This window comes from Corynebacterium minutissimum, from assembly GCF_000805675.1.
GTDB lineage: Bacteria > Actinomycetota > Actinomycetes > Mycobacteriales > Mycobacteriaceae > Corynebacterium > Corynebacterium minutissimum.
Genome location: NZ_JSEF01000008.1, coordinates 45,632 through 58,821, shown reverse-complemented (window position 1 = coordinate 58,821; position 13,190 = coordinate 45,632). Strand labels below are relative to the sequence as shown.

At 59.4% G+C, this 13,190-nt stretch carries 14 protein-coding genes; 8 read left to right on the top strand and 6 right to left on the bottom strand.

Translation table 11 applies throughout. The annotated features are described in order from the left end of the window. Positions 1-127 precede the first annotated feature (127 nt). Entirely contained in the window at positions 128-997 is an 870-nt protein-coding gene (locus NX84_RS05350; RefSeq protein WP_039674602.1) for a patatin-like phospholipase family protein, read from the bottom strand. Between the two features lie 35 nt (positions 998-1,032). Between NX84_RS05350 and NX84_RS05345 the strand changes: the two genes are divergently transcribed. Together NX84_RS05345 and NX84_RS05340 are read left to right on the top strand one after the other, a co-directional pair. Further along, positions 1,033-1,428, top strand: coding sequence for a hypothetical protein (locus NX84_RS05345; protein ID WP_039674599.1), 396 nt, complete (start codon positions 1,033-1,035; stop codon positions 1,426-1,428). Between the two features lie 4 nt (positions 1,429-1,432). After that, complete coding sequence (locus NX84_RS05340; RefSeq protein WP_039674598.1) at positions 1,433-1,978, top strand: gamma carbonic anhydrase family protein; 546 nt, start codon at positions 1,433-1,435, stop codon at positions 1,976-1,978. Between the two features lie 45 nt (positions 1,979-2,023). Here NX84_RS05340 and NX84_RS05335 read toward each other — a convergent pair whose 3' ends face one another. Then, the gene (locus NX84_RS05335) at positions 2,024-2,680 is read right to left on the bottom strand and encodes a sulfite exporter TauE/SafE family protein (RefSeq protein WP_039674596.1); all 657 of its coding nucleotides are present in this window, start codon (positions 2,678-2,680) and stop codon (positions 2,024-2,026) included. 201 nt (positions 2,681-2,881) lie between these two features. Here NX84_RS05335 and NX84_RS05330 point away from each other — a divergent pair, with 201 nt between their 5' ends. The 3 genes from NX84_RS05330 to NX84_RS05320 are packed head-to-tail and all read left to right on the top strand — an operon-like array spanning position 2,882 to position 6,422. Then, positions 2,882-4,105 carry an NAD-dependent epimerase/dehydratase family protein gene (locus NX84_RS05330; protein ID WP_039674594.1) on the top strand — a complete coding sequence of 408 codons (1,224 nt, stop codon included), beginning with the start codon at positions 2,882-2,884 and terminating at the stop codon, positions 4,103-4,105. A gap of 11 nt (positions 4,106-4,116) precedes the next feature. Continuing rightward, positions 4,117-5,259 (top strand): glycosyltransferase family 4 protein, encoded by a 1,143-nt coding sequence (locus tag NX84_RS05325; protein WP_039674592.1) that lies wholly within the window; start codon positions 4,117-4,119, stop codon positions 5,257-5,259. Between the two features lie 23 nt (positions 5,260-5,282). Then, entirely contained in the window at positions 5,283-6,422 is a 1,140-nt protein-coding gene (locus NX84_RS05320) for a DUF6882 domain-containing protein (RefSeq protein ID WP_039674590.1), read from the top strand. Between the two features lie 9 nt (positions 6,423-6,431). Here the strand turns inward: NX84_RS05320 and NX84_RS05315 are convergent, their stop codons facing one another. Further along, positions 6,432-7,466, bottom strand: coding sequence for a 3-hydroxyisobutyryl-CoA hydrolase (locus NX84_RS05315; protein ID WP_039674588.1), 1,035 nt, complete (start codon positions 7,464-7,466; stop codon positions 6,432-6,434). A 118-nt stretch (positions 7,467-7,584) separates the two neighbouring features. Here NX84_RS05315 and NX84_RS05310 point away from each other — a divergent pair, with 118 nt between their 5' ends. Then, positions 7,585-8,373, top strand: coding sequence for an HAD family hydrolase (locus NX84_RS05310; protein WP_052319680.1), 789 nt, complete (start codon positions 7,585-7,587; stop codon positions 8,371-8,373). Between the two features lie 77 nt (positions 8,374-8,450). On the opposite strand, the gene NX84_RS13145 is transcribed toward NX84_RS05310, so the two are convergent. Next, positions 8,451-8,633 (bottom strand): hypothetical protein, encoded by a 183-nt coding sequence (locus NX84_RS13145; RefSeq protein ID WP_039674586.1) that lies wholly within the window; start codon positions 8,631-8,633, stop codon positions 8,451-8,453. 97 nt (positions 8,634-8,730) lie between these two features. Here NX84_RS13145 and NX84_RS05300 point away from each other — a divergent pair, with 97 nt between their 5' ends. Then, positions 8,731-11,022, top strand: a complete 2,292-nt coding sequence (locus NX84_RS05300; protein WP_231913693.1) for an acyltransferase family protein — start codon at positions 8,731-8,733, stop codon at positions 11,020-11,022. Between the two features lie 108 nt (positions 11,023-11,130). On the opposite strand, the gene NX84_RS05295 is transcribed toward NX84_RS05300, so the two are convergent. Together NX84_RS05295 and NX84_RS05290 are read right to left on the bottom strand one after the other, a co-directional pair. Continuing rightward, positions 11,131-11,454, bottom strand: a complete 324-nt coding sequence (locus NX84_RS05295) for a putative quinol monooxygenase (RefSeq protein WP_039674584.1) — start codon at positions 11,452-11,454, stop codon at positions 11,131-11,133. Positions 11,455-11,559: 105 nt separating this feature from the next. After that, positions 11,560-12,117: a hypothetical protein gene (locus tag NX84_RS05290; protein WP_231913694.1), complete on the bottom strand. Its 558-nt coding sequence runs from the start codon at positions 12,115-12,117 to the stop codon at positions 11,560-11,562. A 139-nt stretch (positions 12,118-12,256) separates the two neighbouring features. On the opposite strand from NX84_RS05290, the gene NX84_RS05285 reads away from it, so the two are divergent. Further along, positions 12,257-13,171, top strand: coding sequence for an AEC family transporter (locus NX84_RS05285; protein ID WP_039674580.1), 915 nt, complete (start codon positions 12,257-12,259; stop codon positions 13,169-13,171). The last annotated feature ends 19 nt before the right edge of the window (positions 13,172-13,190 follow it).

Below are 13,190 nucleotides of genomic sequence, written 5' to 3'. Positions count from 1 at the left end.
GCGATCACCCAGTAACTGCATCCATGCAGCGCACCGGCTTTTCCATGATGTTGCCGTGGCCGCAAACGAGGCACGTCTCACACCTGCAGGTGCTCGGTGATCAACACCGGAAGCTGCTGCTAGGTAACTAGGCGGTGAGGAATTCCCTCCAGGCCGGCCACTCCGCGTAGGTCTGAGCACGACCAGCCTCAAAGTTTGCGCGCAACTTGGCCACATCGTGTTCGGTAGACGTCACCTGCATGTCCTCGGGGAAGAAGAGCTGGGCGCGCCCCTCTTTCTCCAGTTCCAGGAGTCGGTCTTTTGAGCGGTTGTACTTCGGTGGGCGGGCAATCATGGCTTCAGCCACGGCCGGGTACTTGCGGAAGACGCGGCGCAGCGCCGTGGGGCGGCTGACTGAGGGGCGTACATAGCCGCGTGGCTTGGAGCCGAGAAAGAGGAACTTCTCAAACCCAGCCTTTTCTGCTTGGTCAATAAGAATGCCGCCAGATTCGCCCATGGCTCCATCCACATAAGGTGCGCCATCAATGACACGCATGGGCATGATGAGGGGAAGGGTCGACGACGCACGAACGCGCACCATCAGATCCTCTTGGGTCTCAATGTCTTCGCGGCCCCAATACACGCTCTCACCGGTGTCCGCCCGAGCGGCCGAGATACGCATTTGGGCTGGATTAGCTTCGAAGGCCTCCCAATCGAAGGGCATATCTTTGTCGGCTGATTTCTCATAGATATATTCAGCGTTGAAATAGCCATTGCCGCGCAAAAGCGACCCCAGGCCACCGAAACTGGGGTTCTTGGCAAAATCTACGAAGGATTCTTCGGAGCGAATCACGTCGCGCGAGAGGAAATTAACGGTGTGTGACGAGCCTGCGGAAACACCACCGACCCAGCCGAATTCCACCTCCTCCTGAAGTAGTTTGACGATGCATGCCGCAGTATAGGAATTGCGCATGCCGCCACCTTCAATGACGAGTGCTGTATCTTTCGCGTCAATCACAGTGCCCGATGGTACCCGCAGGCTAGGATCGCGCCATGGGTCTCTTTTCTGCACTGAAGAATCTCGTCGGCTCCCCCGGCGCGCGTTTAGCCTCCCCCGATCCGCATGCCGTTGAAGTTGAGCTGGACCGCCTTGCCGTGCACACGGCGGACGGACTCATCATCGTGGAGACGTCCCCATCCGGCGCTAAGGTGCTGGCGGAAGTGGCTCGGGCTGGCGAAGCCGCCCAACTGCGCGGCCCAAGGACTGGCGCACAGACTACCGTGTACCTGTCCCCCACGACTGCGCAAGAACGCCCAGTGCATGATCCGCAGAAGGGCTGGGTTATCCCACTCTCGCCTGAAGAACTCGCTCTTCTTGAAAACCTCAGCACGGAGCCTGGAGATTATGAAATCTCAACGGCCCTGGCCATAGCGATTGAAGGAGTCTAAAACCATGCTTATCCTCCCCTTTCAAGGCAAGACCCCGCGCATTCACCGCAGCGCCTGGATTGCGCCGAATGCCACCATCATCGGTGATGTGACTATTGGCCCAGACTCCTCCGTCTTCTATGGCTGTGTGCTTCGCGGTGATGTGGGAACTATCCGACTCGGGGCACGCGTTAATGTCCAGGACAATTGCGTTATCCACGTGGAGTCAACAAACCCGTGCATATTGGAGGACGACGTCACGGTTGGACACATGGCTATGCTGCACGGAACACAGGTAGGTGCCGGCACGCTGGTAGGCATGAAGGCAACGCTGTTGTCCGGCTCCACCGTAGGCGCAGGCTCGCTTATTGCTGCTGGCGCCGTCGTGCTGGAGGGCCAGGAAATTCCCGGAGGCTGTTTGGCGGCCGGAGTACCCGCGAAGATACGCCGTGAGCTCAGTGACGAAGAATCAGCCGCATTCATCCCCCATGCGGCAGGTTATGTTGAGCTCTCCAAAAGCCAAGCGCAGATAGAAAACGAACTCTCTCTTGAGTCCGTTCTGTATGACTAGATGAGCCTTCGCGCTGCGCCCATACGCGTGTGTTTCGCACTACTGCTAGAGCAGCGCGACGATACCCATAATGACGAGGAAGGCCGCCACGCCATAGCCGCTCCACAGCGCAACGGCGGCTGAGTTCTCCCGCGCCCACGCGAAGGCGCGACCAGCCCAGGAATGAGGTTTGGCACGCACGAGCGCAATGAAGAGCCCGCACACGGTAGGCAAGGAGAGTGCGAAGCTGGCATAGAAGAAAAGGCCGCCGTATTTCACGGTATTACTGAAATCCCCGGCTGCTAGGTGCATAAGGCCATAGAAGAAGGGCACGGAGGTCAGCGACTGGATGACTCCCATAAGGAAGCCCACCGCAACGGTCTTAGGTGAGGGCGTGCGCAGCGGGCCGAGGAGCTTGTGCACCATATCGTTAGGCTCGCCCTTCGAGCGCCACGCCAGAACACCGAGGCCCACGCCTATGACGATGAGGCCCCAGCCAATCGCCGGAGACTCCAAGGCGGCGGCCACCTTGTCTTGAATCCCCACAAAAACGAACATGACCACGGCGGCAGCGGTGAGCACACCGAACCAATCGCCGACGATGACAAGCGCAGCAATCTTGCGGTAACTACCTCGCGGAAGCATGATGCCAATGGCCACGAGGATGCCGATGAGCAGGGCGTTGACAGAATCGGCAAAGGCATTGAGCACGGCTTCAAGCATGCGGGCTAGTTTACTAGCGTCTTCTCAATGCAACTTCATCGTGCAGCCTTAGGAAACATTCACTCACTGTTTACCCAGCACGCCCTCCGTGTAAGCACTGTCAACGGTAAGGTAGATAAAAGTGTGTGCCGCCGCGCCGGAACTTTCCGTCGACGGCGGCACCATAGGTAATGCCCCCAATCATGATGTGGAGAGAAAAACATGAAGGTAGCGATTCTCGGCGGCGATGGTTTCTGCGGCTGGCCAGCCTCACTTTATCTCTCCGATCAGGGCCACGAGGTCATCATCGTGGACAATCTCTCTCGCCGCGCTATCGATGAGGAACTCGGTGCAGAGTCGCTCACTCCCATCGTGTCCGTCGAAGAGCGCTTGGCCGCATGGACTGAGGTCTCCGGCAAGACTATCGGCTTCCGCAACCTCGACGTAGCTCAGGACTATGACGGCCTGTTGGAGTTCCTCACCACGGAGCGCCCAGATGCCGTTGTCCACTTCGCTGAGCAGCGCGCTGCTCCTTATTCCATGAAGAATTCGCGCACCAAGCGCTACACGGTGGATAACAACATCAACGCTACCCATAACCTGCTTGCCGCCATCGTGGAATCTGAGCAGGATATCCACGTCGCACACTTGGGCACCATGGGCGTGTACGGCTACGGCACCGCGGGCATGAAGATTCCGGAGGGCTACCTGGATGTGCAGGTCGATGCTGGTGAGAACGGTATCGTCGAGCAGCAGATCCTCTACCCCTCCAACCCAGGCTCGGTCTACCACATGACGAAGGTACTGGATCAGCACCTCTTTGCCTACTATGCCAAGAACGATGAGCTGCGCATTACCGACCTCCACCAGGGCATCATTTGGGGCACGCACACCGAGCAGACCCAGAAGGATGAACGCCTGATCAACCGCTTTGACTACGACGGTGATTACGGCACAGTACTCAACCGCTTCCTCATCCAGGCAGGTATTGGTTACCCGCTGACCGTGCACGGTACTGGTGGCCAGACTCGCGCCTTTATCCACATCCGTGACATGGTGCGCTGCATTGAGCTGGCACTGAATAATCCACCCGCTCGTGGCGAGCGCGTCAAGATCATCAACCAGATGACCGAAACCCACCGCGTGCGCGACTTGGCGGAGCTGCTGGCAAAGATTTCTGGGGCGGAGGTAGCCTACGTGCCCAATCCACGCAAGGAGTCCGCAGAAAATGAACTTCACGTCACCAACGACACGTTCCTGGAACTTGGCCTAGAACCAACCACCTTGTCGGAAGGCCTGCTCCATGAGGTCGAAGAGGTTGCCCGCAAGTACGCCGAGCGCGTGGACCGCTCCAAGATTCCAGCGCAATCCCTGTGGACCAAGCAGCAGCAGGCGGGCGTTCCTGACTCCGTGGCGAGCGACGCTACCGACACCGCACAGGCATAAGCATTCCTGCCATGCGCATCGCGATTGTTACTGAGGTTTTCTTGCCCAAAATCGACGGCGTGGTCACCCGCATTACCCGCACGCTGGACCAGCTGGCGGCTATGGGCCATGAGGTCCGCATCTTCGCCACGGGCAAGGCACCTGCCACGTATGCAGGTTTCGAGGTCACCCGCATTCCTAGCTTGTCGCTGTGGGTCTATCCGGAAATCAAGTTTGGCTTGCCCTCGTGGAATTTCTTTAAAGAAATTCGGGACTTTGACCCCGATGTCATCCACGCCGTCAACCCGATTTGGACCGCAGCGCTCGGCGTCTTTGCCGCACAGCGTGACGCTGTTCCACTCGTGGCTAGCTTCCACACCAACGTGCCCGAGTACGTCGATGCCCTGGGCATTGGCTGGACCCGCCCGCTGACAGAGGCAGCGCTGAAATACCTGCATAACCAGGCAGCAGTCAATCTGTGCACCTCCGGGCCCATGGTGGACAAGGCTGGTGAAATGGGCATTCGCAACGTGAAACTATGGCCCAAAGCCGTGGATACGGAGACGTATCAGCCTTCCCGGGCCACCGAGGCAATGCGCGAGCGCCTCACCGGTGGCAACCCCAATGCGCCACTGCTGACTTACATCGGCCGAGTCTCCAAAGAAAAGGACTTGGAGCGCCTCGACCACGTCATGCAGTTGGTACGCGCCGAGCTTAGCGACGCCCACCTCGCCATCGTCGGTGACGGCCCCTTCTTGGACGAACTCAAGGAAGGCTTCGACCCCTCCTACACCGTCTTTACCGGCTACCTCTCTGGTGACGAGCTCGCCGCCGCCTTCGCCGTCGGTGATGTCTTCCTCTTCCCTTCTGCCACGGAAACCCTGGGCCTTGTGGCGCTGGAGTCCTTCGCTTCGGGGGTTCCTGTCATCGGAACCCGCGCCGGCGGAATCCCCTTCGTCATTGAGGAAGGGGTCACCGGCCATCTCATTGACCCCGATGCTGACGACGCAGCATGGGCCCACGCCGCCGTGAATCTTCTCCGTGATCCTTCCCGGCGATCTGAGATGGGCACAGCCGCCCGACGCGAAGCGGAGAAATATTCCTGGGTAGAATCCACCCAAGCCCTTCTTACGGCCTATGAGGAAGCCATTGAACACCCCTACCGCAGGGACTAAACCGTACTAGTCAAGGAGCACGCATGGATTCAGCGAGAAACCTGTACTCCGCCGGCGCGTTTATTCAGGCCGGCATCGACGCCGCCTTTGCCCGTCGCCTCGGCCCCATCACGGATGTGGAAGTCAACTTCGTCCCCGTCGAGTCCGACCAGCCTGAGCATGACCAGCGCGCTACGGTGCGTTTCACCACCAGCAGCGGCGTTCATGACTTTGACGGTCTGCGCTTAGCGTCCGTGCAGGATGGCCAGTTCCACTGGGCCACCGGCTTGGCGCAGCAGGCAGATCTTCCCGAGTTCCACGGTCCCCAGCCGGATACGGCACTGCTCAGGGGCCTGGCACGCCGTCTTGTTGGTGATCGCCCCGTCGTCCGCGTTCCGCAGGGCGATGCTGAAGCACTAGTAGCGGTGGACTTCACGGAGCTTGACCCGAACCCCGTCAGCGCCGTGCTCGCTGGTCTGGAAAAGAGCGGGGACATCGAAGGCGGCGTGGACGAGCGTATCGCCACCACCGAGCTCGCTTCCTATATGAATGTGCCCAACAATAACCCGGAAGCACTTGCCCAGTTTGAGGGCTCTCGCATCGTTGCCCTTCCCCAGCTCAATGGCCAGGCGGGACTTCGGGCACGGGATATTCTTGCGGATGCTCACTTCCTTGCCACTGAGCACAATTTTTTCCTCGACGCCCGCTTCCCCAACTTGAGGGCCGAACTGGATCCCGGGACCTCCCGCACGCTGGTGAGCACAGCGCACGGTTCGTTGACTGTTCCAGCACACCTCATTGCCACCCTGGATGAGTCTGCCGGTACTTTTACGTGGGCATGGGCTGACGAACTCGCCTCCTCCATGTCTGCGCAGGCGGCAGGTAACCTGCGGCGCTTCGCTTATGACCGCGCCGTGCCGGAGCTCCTTCGCGCACGTGTTCCTATTGCGGATGCCCGGCAGGCACGTTTGCCGCAACTAGCTATGCCTATTCTGGGCCTGTGGACTCTGTTGCCGGTGCACCTTCCGGACGGCCGTCTGGGCCTCGCGCTTTCCGACGCCCCCGCCTTCCACCTTCCTGCGCCATCCCCGGCCGCCACGCAGGCCACGCTCAACGTGACGGTTCCCCCGGGCGTGGACGAGCAGCGCGCCCGCGCCGCGTACCAGCGCCAGCGCGGTTTCTAGCTTTCTTCCTTAAGCGTTGAGGATCGTGCGGAATTCCTCCGGATCGACCTCCTGGGTCGTGGCGGGGTCGAACTTCGCGTCCTGGGTCTTATCCACGAGGACTGCGCGCACTCCCTCGGAGAAATCCGGGCGACGGTACATGTGCATGCCGAGCTTGAGCTCCAGCAGGAGCGCTTCGCGGATATCATCAACCTTGGCCTCAGCCTCAAAGAGCTCATTGGCCGCTATAATCGCTGCGGGGCAGGCACCCGCCATGAGGCGCTTCACTTCCCCAGCGATCTGCGGGCGCGTCTCCAGCTCGGCGAAAATCTCCTCCCATGTCGGCAACGCAAAGGTCTCTTCCAAGTCCTTGGCTACCTGCTCCAGCGGCGCCGGCTCCTTCGGTGCCGGCAAGGCGAGATCCGCCAGGGCAGCGTCAATGCCGCGGTCGATGGCAGCCTCGATCAGCTCAGCGGCGTCCTTGACCACGTGGGTCGCTACGCCGGTCCACAGCATATCGGCGGCATACATGCGGTAGCCCGAAATGCCCCAGAACTTAGCCAATCCAGGCGATGCCACGCCGCGGGTGCCCACCATGCGCTGTGCTGCGTAGGCCACGCCCACATCCGTGACGTAGCCGATGTTCATCTCCGGCATCGAAGCAAAGGCACGTTCTGTCACCACGCGGTGCGAGCCGTGGAGGGAAATACCAAGGCCACCGCCCATAACGACACCATCAATCACGGCGATATAGGGCTTAGGGAACTCAGCGATATCACCGTTGGTGAGGTACTCGGAGGCAAAGAAGGCATCGACGTCTTCGAGCTTGCCCTCCGCTATTCCTTCACGGGCATGGCGAACGTCACCGCCAGCACAAAATGCCTTCTCACTAGCGGAGTGAATGAGGACCTGTTCGATGTTGTCGTCCTCTGCCCACTCCTCGAGGGAGCGGCGAATGATGTCAATCATGTCGGGGTTCAGCGAGTTCAATGCCTTAGGACGATTGAGCTCGAGGACTCCGGTATGGTTGCGGACGGAAACGAGTACTGGATCAGTCGTAGTCATACGCACCAGTGTTCCATATCACACATTTTTCGGCCACCAATTTTCAAGACCGCCGAAACCACTAACAAGACCACATAACAAGACCTCAGACGAGACCATAGAAACGGTGTAACTTTTCGTGCTCCCACAGCTTGTTGCCCTCGACATGGATGGCACACTTCTTGATGCCCACGGCCAGCTTCCCGCTGATTTCCCTGAGCTTCAGAAACTAGCGGCTGAGCACCACTGCGAGCTGGTACCGGCGTCCGGCCGTCAGCTGGCCACGCTCAACGACATGTTCCCTCACATCGACACCTTCATCGCGGAAAATGGCTCGGTGGTTATGCGCGGCGGTGAAATCATCGCCACCTTCCCCATTGCGGAAGAAACTGTACGCGCTGCCCGCGCTGCGGCTAATTCCATCACCGAACCGCACACCACGGTGCTATGCACGCCGGAGACTGCCTTCGTGTCTGACGACGTATCGGGCACCGCTCGCGCTGAGTTGTCTAAGTACTACAAAGCTGTCACGTGGGTGCCGGAGCTTTCCTCCGTCCCTGATTCCGACATCATCAAAATCGCTATCTTTTGCGAGTCAGGCTCAGAAGCCCATGTCTATGAGCCGATCCGTCAAGCAGTTCCGGACGATAACGTTGCAGTCTCCGGCAAGGTATGGCTCGATGTTATGGCCCGCGGGGTGGATAAAGGCGCCGCGTTGACCAAGCTCGCCGAGCTAGCAGAGGTGCCCATTGCCGCCACCGCGGCCTTCGGTGATTACCTCAACGACCTGGAGATGCTGCAGGCAGCGGGCACAGCTGTGGCCATGGAGAATGCTCATCCCCAGCTCAAGGAAGTCGCAGACATCATCGCACCCGCCAACACTGACAACGGCGTCAGCGTGGTGTTGCGCAAGCTACTGAGCTCCTAACACGCTCCCAGGAAACCTGCCTGGTTCACGCATTCCCCCGGAGTAGGATTACTCGGGTTCCCTAGCCCTCTGACCCCCTACGAGCGGAGTGTTGTCGTGAAGAATTTTCTGCGGTCGATCTTGTCAGGCTCGACGAAGCGCGAGAAGTCTTCCTCAAGTCCCTCACAGCCCACAGCTTCTTCCCCTGCCTCTACCCCGTCGGCCGCGCCGACACCAGTGTCTGTGCCGAAGGCAAAGCCGGCGACGAAGGCAAAGCGCACGTCAGAGCCTGTACCGGCGCCGAAGCGCAGGCGCCCTCAGCGCGGCGAGAATTCCTCGCTCGAACTAAACGCAGCGTCCCTCCCGAAGGCCTCCGCCGTGCGGAAGGCACAGCTCACTAAGGCCCGCGAGGAGGCTGAAAACACTAAACCGCGCCGACGCCGCCCCATCCCACGCGCGGTCACACCACAGCGTTCTGTCACTCCCCAGCGCCCAGACACAGCCAACCCCACTGCTCAAGCGCAGCCCGCTGCCACATCTCAGCCCGCTGAAGAGAAAGACAAAGACACAGCAACGCCTGCATCAGCTGCGAAGGAAGCCACAGAACTCCCCGAGCCGCATTCCGCTGAGGAAGCTCCCACCGCAGAGATTTCACGTGCTCTAGCGCGACGCTCGCAGCCCATCGGGACGCCTACCGAAAGGCAGCTCAAGCCCACCAAACCTACTCGCGAACAGCGCCGCGCTACTGCCCGTGTGGACGCTGCCGAAGGTAGCACTGACGTGCTGGCGGTGCCAAAGGAATCCGCTACCGTCAAGCAGCAGCGTCGCGCCCGTTTACGCCAAGTTCCGGGACTTGATGGCCTGCGTGGCCTCGCAGTTGTCGCCGTGGTTATCTACCACTTTTTCGGTGATCTACTGCCTGGCGGTTACCTGGGTGTGGACATGTTCTTCGTCCTCTCTGGATTCCTCATCACGTCACTACTGATTCGCGAGTTCAACGTCACTGGGCGCATCAACCTCAGAGATTTTTGGATCAGGCGCTTTCGGCGAATACTTCCTGCTGCACTCGTCGTGCTATGTCTGTGCGCTGCAATCGTTGCGGCCATTGGAAGCGACCTAGCTGTTGGCATCCGCGAGCAATTCCTGGGCACCTTGTTCTTCGTCAATAACTGGACGCAGATCGCCACTAGTCAAACCTATTTCGCACCCAATGAAGTGCAGGTCTTTGCTCATTATTGGTCGCTCGCTGTGGAGGAGCAGTCCTACCTCATCTGGCCGCTGCTCATGGCAGCAGTCTTTGCTGTTTCGCGCCGAAAGCCTAAGCGTTTGCCCATCGCGGTGGCACTGGTGCTTGCAACGGCGTCTGCCCTCGCGATGGCTTTCCTCTTCACGCCGGGCGAAGATCCTACCCGCGTGTATTACGGCACTGATACCCATGCCTTCGGCTTACTTGTCGGTGCACTTTTGTCCTTCATACTCACTTCGACGTCGAAAGAGGCAGAAGCCGACTCGTGGGCGGCGAGGGGCAAAGGCGTCCTTGCCGGTTCTGTTGGCACCTTAGCGCTGCTCGCCTACCTTGCACAGTTGGTGTGGATGGGTGCCGACCGCGAGTTCACCTACCGCGGTGGCCTAGTTCTCACCAGCGTGCTGGGCGCTGCGATGATCTGGTCCGTAGTGCGCGAAACCGGCCCCCTGACGTGGCTGTTCCGTACACCCGTCATGCGCTGGCTGGGACAGCGTTCCTTCTCGCTGTACTTGTGGCACTGGCCCCTCATCATGATTCTTCTAGCCGTGTCCGACGCTCCAGCATGGGCACTGGGCATTCTTGCCCTGCCACTGTCCCTGGTTCTGGCAGAGGTCACGTACCAGTTTGTGGAGAACCCCTTCCGCCGCGGGGGCTACATCAAGACGTGGCACGATTACTGGGCTGCCCGTCCCACCTTGCATGAGATGAAGGTGGGCTTTGGCAAAGCCATGTGGCCGGTTGTACCGGCACTTGTCGTGCTTTCTTCCATTGGCGTGGTCTATGGCGTGGCGACTTCTGAGGACAAGACGCAGCTGGAGCGCGAACTTGAGCGCATGGCGCAGGCCAATGAGCAGGCGGCAGCGTCAGCGCCAGCGCAGCCTACCAACAAGCCCAAGGAGAAGCGTTCTGTTCCCACGGGTGAGGAGATCACTGCGTTGGGTGATTCCGTCATGCTTGCTTCTTCCGATGCCCTCACGGAGCGTTTTCCAGGCATCCTCATTGATGCCGCGGTCTCCCGCCAATACTCTGAAGCCATTGATTCGCTGCGCGCTCTGAAGGATTCTGGGCAACTGCGCTCAACGGTCTTCTTGGGGCTCGGAACCAATGGCGCTGCAGATGCGGGACGCCTGGATGAGTTGCTCGACCTTGTGGGACCTGAGCGCACCGTGGTCTTCGCGGTGCCCTATGGCGACCGTGATTGGATGGGCCAAGCACGCGCGGAGATCGTGCAGGCAGCATCGCAGCACGAAAACGTCTACTTAGCGGATTGGTGCGGCACTGCCCAGGAGAACCCCGCGCTGATGTACGACGACGGTGTGCATCCGCTGGCCGAAGGTGCAAACCTCTACGCTGAGTCCTTCGAAAAGGCCCTTGAACAGTACGGCAACGGCGACAAAACTCTCGCGACCACGTGCGAAGCTTGATCCATTCCTACCGGAATTAGATCTCGCAACTGCCCTTAAAATGCAGAAAAGCGCCGCTTTCGAGCGGCGCTTTTCGGCGCTAGGCCTCTATGAGACTGAGACGGCGTCTTAGTCGACGGAGAACTCAGCCATCTTGTCCCACTCAGTCTTTCCATCGATGTGGGTGTTGATGATGTCCGGGGTCTCCACCAGGTACTTCGGGAGCTCCTCGCAGGAACGCTTGAAGTGCTCGGTGTTGACGTGGTCGACGTCGGTGCCATCCTTGTAGGACTCGAGCAGGAGGAAGCGCTGCTTGTCTTCCGGATCACGGAACCACTTGAAGTCAATGCAGCCGGGCTCAGCCTGGCAGGCCTTGGTGTACCAGTCGATTTCGTCGAGGAAGGTCTCGGCGTACTCGGGCTTGACGTGGAACTGTACGTTGATCAAAATCATGGGCCCCACTGTAACTGTCTCCATGAAAACGTGCAGAAGGCCCTGCCTATGGCAGTTCAATCACGCCATAGTGAAGCAGGGCCCATTAATGAGGCTGGTGGTGGATTACTTGTTGAAGAAGTACTCCGCCACGTAGACGTACTTTCCGTCAAAGGCCTGGGCAACGCCGAAGCCGGTGCCATCGGTCTTGGTAACCGGAACATCGCGGTTGAGCCACTTCACGCGGTCCTTAGCCTCAGACTCGGTGAGCTTGTAAATGTTGCCGCTGCCCTCCTCCAGGTGGGTCATCCCGTCACCAGCGTTGTCGTGGAAGGTGACCTTGCCGGCAGCTGCCTGGTCAGCCCACTCCTGAGCGATCTTCTTCGCGTTGTCATCAGCGTGGTGGCCCTGTTTCAGCAGGTGGGAGTGGGTAGCGCTGACGAGCTCATTCGCTACGGACGGGGTAGGCGTCTTCACGAACGGCGGCAGCTTCACGTTGTACTGCTCAGCCAAGTCATAAGCCTGGGCAGGCAGCTCAATCTGGAGGGAGTTAATCTGCTCAGTAGCCTGAGAGGACAGCTGATTAATATCCTGCGCCTGCGCAGCGGATGCGCCGGAAACAGCCAGCGCCGCGGTCAGCACAGCGGTGGTGGACAGGCGGGAAACACGACGGAATGCATTCATGCTCTCTACCGTGCCATACAATCGCTTCGTCTGTGAACTAACCTCGCAGAATCACAGGGAATTCGATATGGCATTGTTATGCTCCAAGGCGTTGTTTTCTACGGCGCTTCTTGGAACGCGTGCGAAAGGTTGATCACTAGTGCTGGATGTCCTTACGGGCTTTGCGATTATCTTCGTGGTTATCGCTGTGGGCTTCGTACTGGCACACAAAGGTGTCATCGGCAAAGGTGAAGCCCGTTTACAGTTCAACCGGGTCGCCTTCTGGGCGGCAACGCCAGCGCTAATTTTCTCCAGCGTGGCGCAGTCCGATACTTCAGCATTTGCCTCCCCCGTTGTGGCAGTTATTGCTGTCGCATCGGTGGCGACAATGGGCGTATACGGACTGCTGAGTATGTTTTTCTTCCGCCGCAGCGGCGCGGAAACCATGGCGGGCGCGGCGGCCTCGAGCTACTACAATTCCGTCAACATTGGTCTGCCCATCGCCACCTACGTCATCGGTGATGCCACTTTCGTTGTGCCTGCGTTGGTGCTGCAGATGGCGGTGCTCTCACCTTTTATTATCGCTGGGCTCAATGCACAAGGAACGAATCTGCGCTCAGTCATAAGTTCGATGATGTCAGGTGTTACCGCACCCGTAGTCATCGCTGCCGTCTTGGGATTCATCGTCTCTGCTGTCGGGTGGACCGTGCCCGACGTCATCATGGCACCGTTGGAAATCCTGGGTGGCGCCTCCATCCCCATGATTCTCATGAGCTTCGGTGCCTCCCTCAAGGGTGATTCGCTGCTGGACAACGACCGCCTGCCCACCATCGTGGCAACGGCTCTCAAACTCATTGGTATGCCAGCCATCGCTCTCGCCGCAGGTGTAGCTTTTGGTCTCAGCGGCAACGAGCTCTACGCAGCGCTGATTTTGGCGGCGCTTCCGACCGCGCAGAATGTCTACAACTACGCCGCCACCTACCAGGTGGGAGAAACCGTAGCGCGCGATACGGTTTTCCTCACCACGTTCCTTTCTTTGCCCGCGATGCTGGGCATCGCCGCGCTTTTCGGCTAAGGCTCGCTTTTCCGCTTCT

Excerpts from the sequence above, each read along its gene's own strand:
- NX84_RS05340 (WP_039674598.1), top strand. The coding sequence starts at position 1,433 with ATGCTTATCCTCCCCTTTCAAGGCAAGACCCCGCGCATTCACCGCAGC.
- NX84_RS05290 (WP_231913694.1), bottom strand. The coding sequence starts at position 12,117 with ATGAATGCATTCCGTCGTGTTTCCCGCCTGTCCACCACCGCTGTGCTG.
- NX84_RS05345 (WP_039674599.1), top strand. The coding sequence starts at position 1,033 with ATGGGTCTCTTTTCTGCACTGAAGAATCTCGTCGGCTCCCCCGGCGCG.
- NX84_RS05295 (WP_039674584.1), bottom strand. The coding sequence starts at position 11,454 with ATGATTTTGATCAACGTACAGTTCCACGTCAAGCCCGAGTACGCCGAG.
- NX84_RS05315 (WP_039674588.1), bottom strand. The coding sequence starts at position 7,466 with ATGACTACGACTGATCCAGTACTCGTTTCCGTCCGCAACCATACCGGA.
- NX84_RS05320 (WP_039674590.1), top strand. The coding sequence starts at position 5,283 with ATGGATTCAGCGAGAAACCTGTACTCCGCCGGCGCGTTTATTCAGGCC.
- NX84_RS05325 (WP_039674592.1), top strand. The coding sequence starts at position 4,117 with ATGCGCATCGCGATTGTTACTGAGGTTTTCTTGCCCAAAATCGACGGC.
- NX84_RS05330 (WP_039674594.1), top strand. The coding sequence starts at position 2,882 with ATGAAGGTAGCGATTCTCGGCGGCGATGGTTTCTGCGGCTGGCCAGCC.
- NX84_RS05335 (WP_039674596.1), bottom strand. The coding sequence starts at position 2,680 with ATGCTTGAAGCCGTGCTCAATGCCTTTGCCGATTCTGTCAACGCCCTG.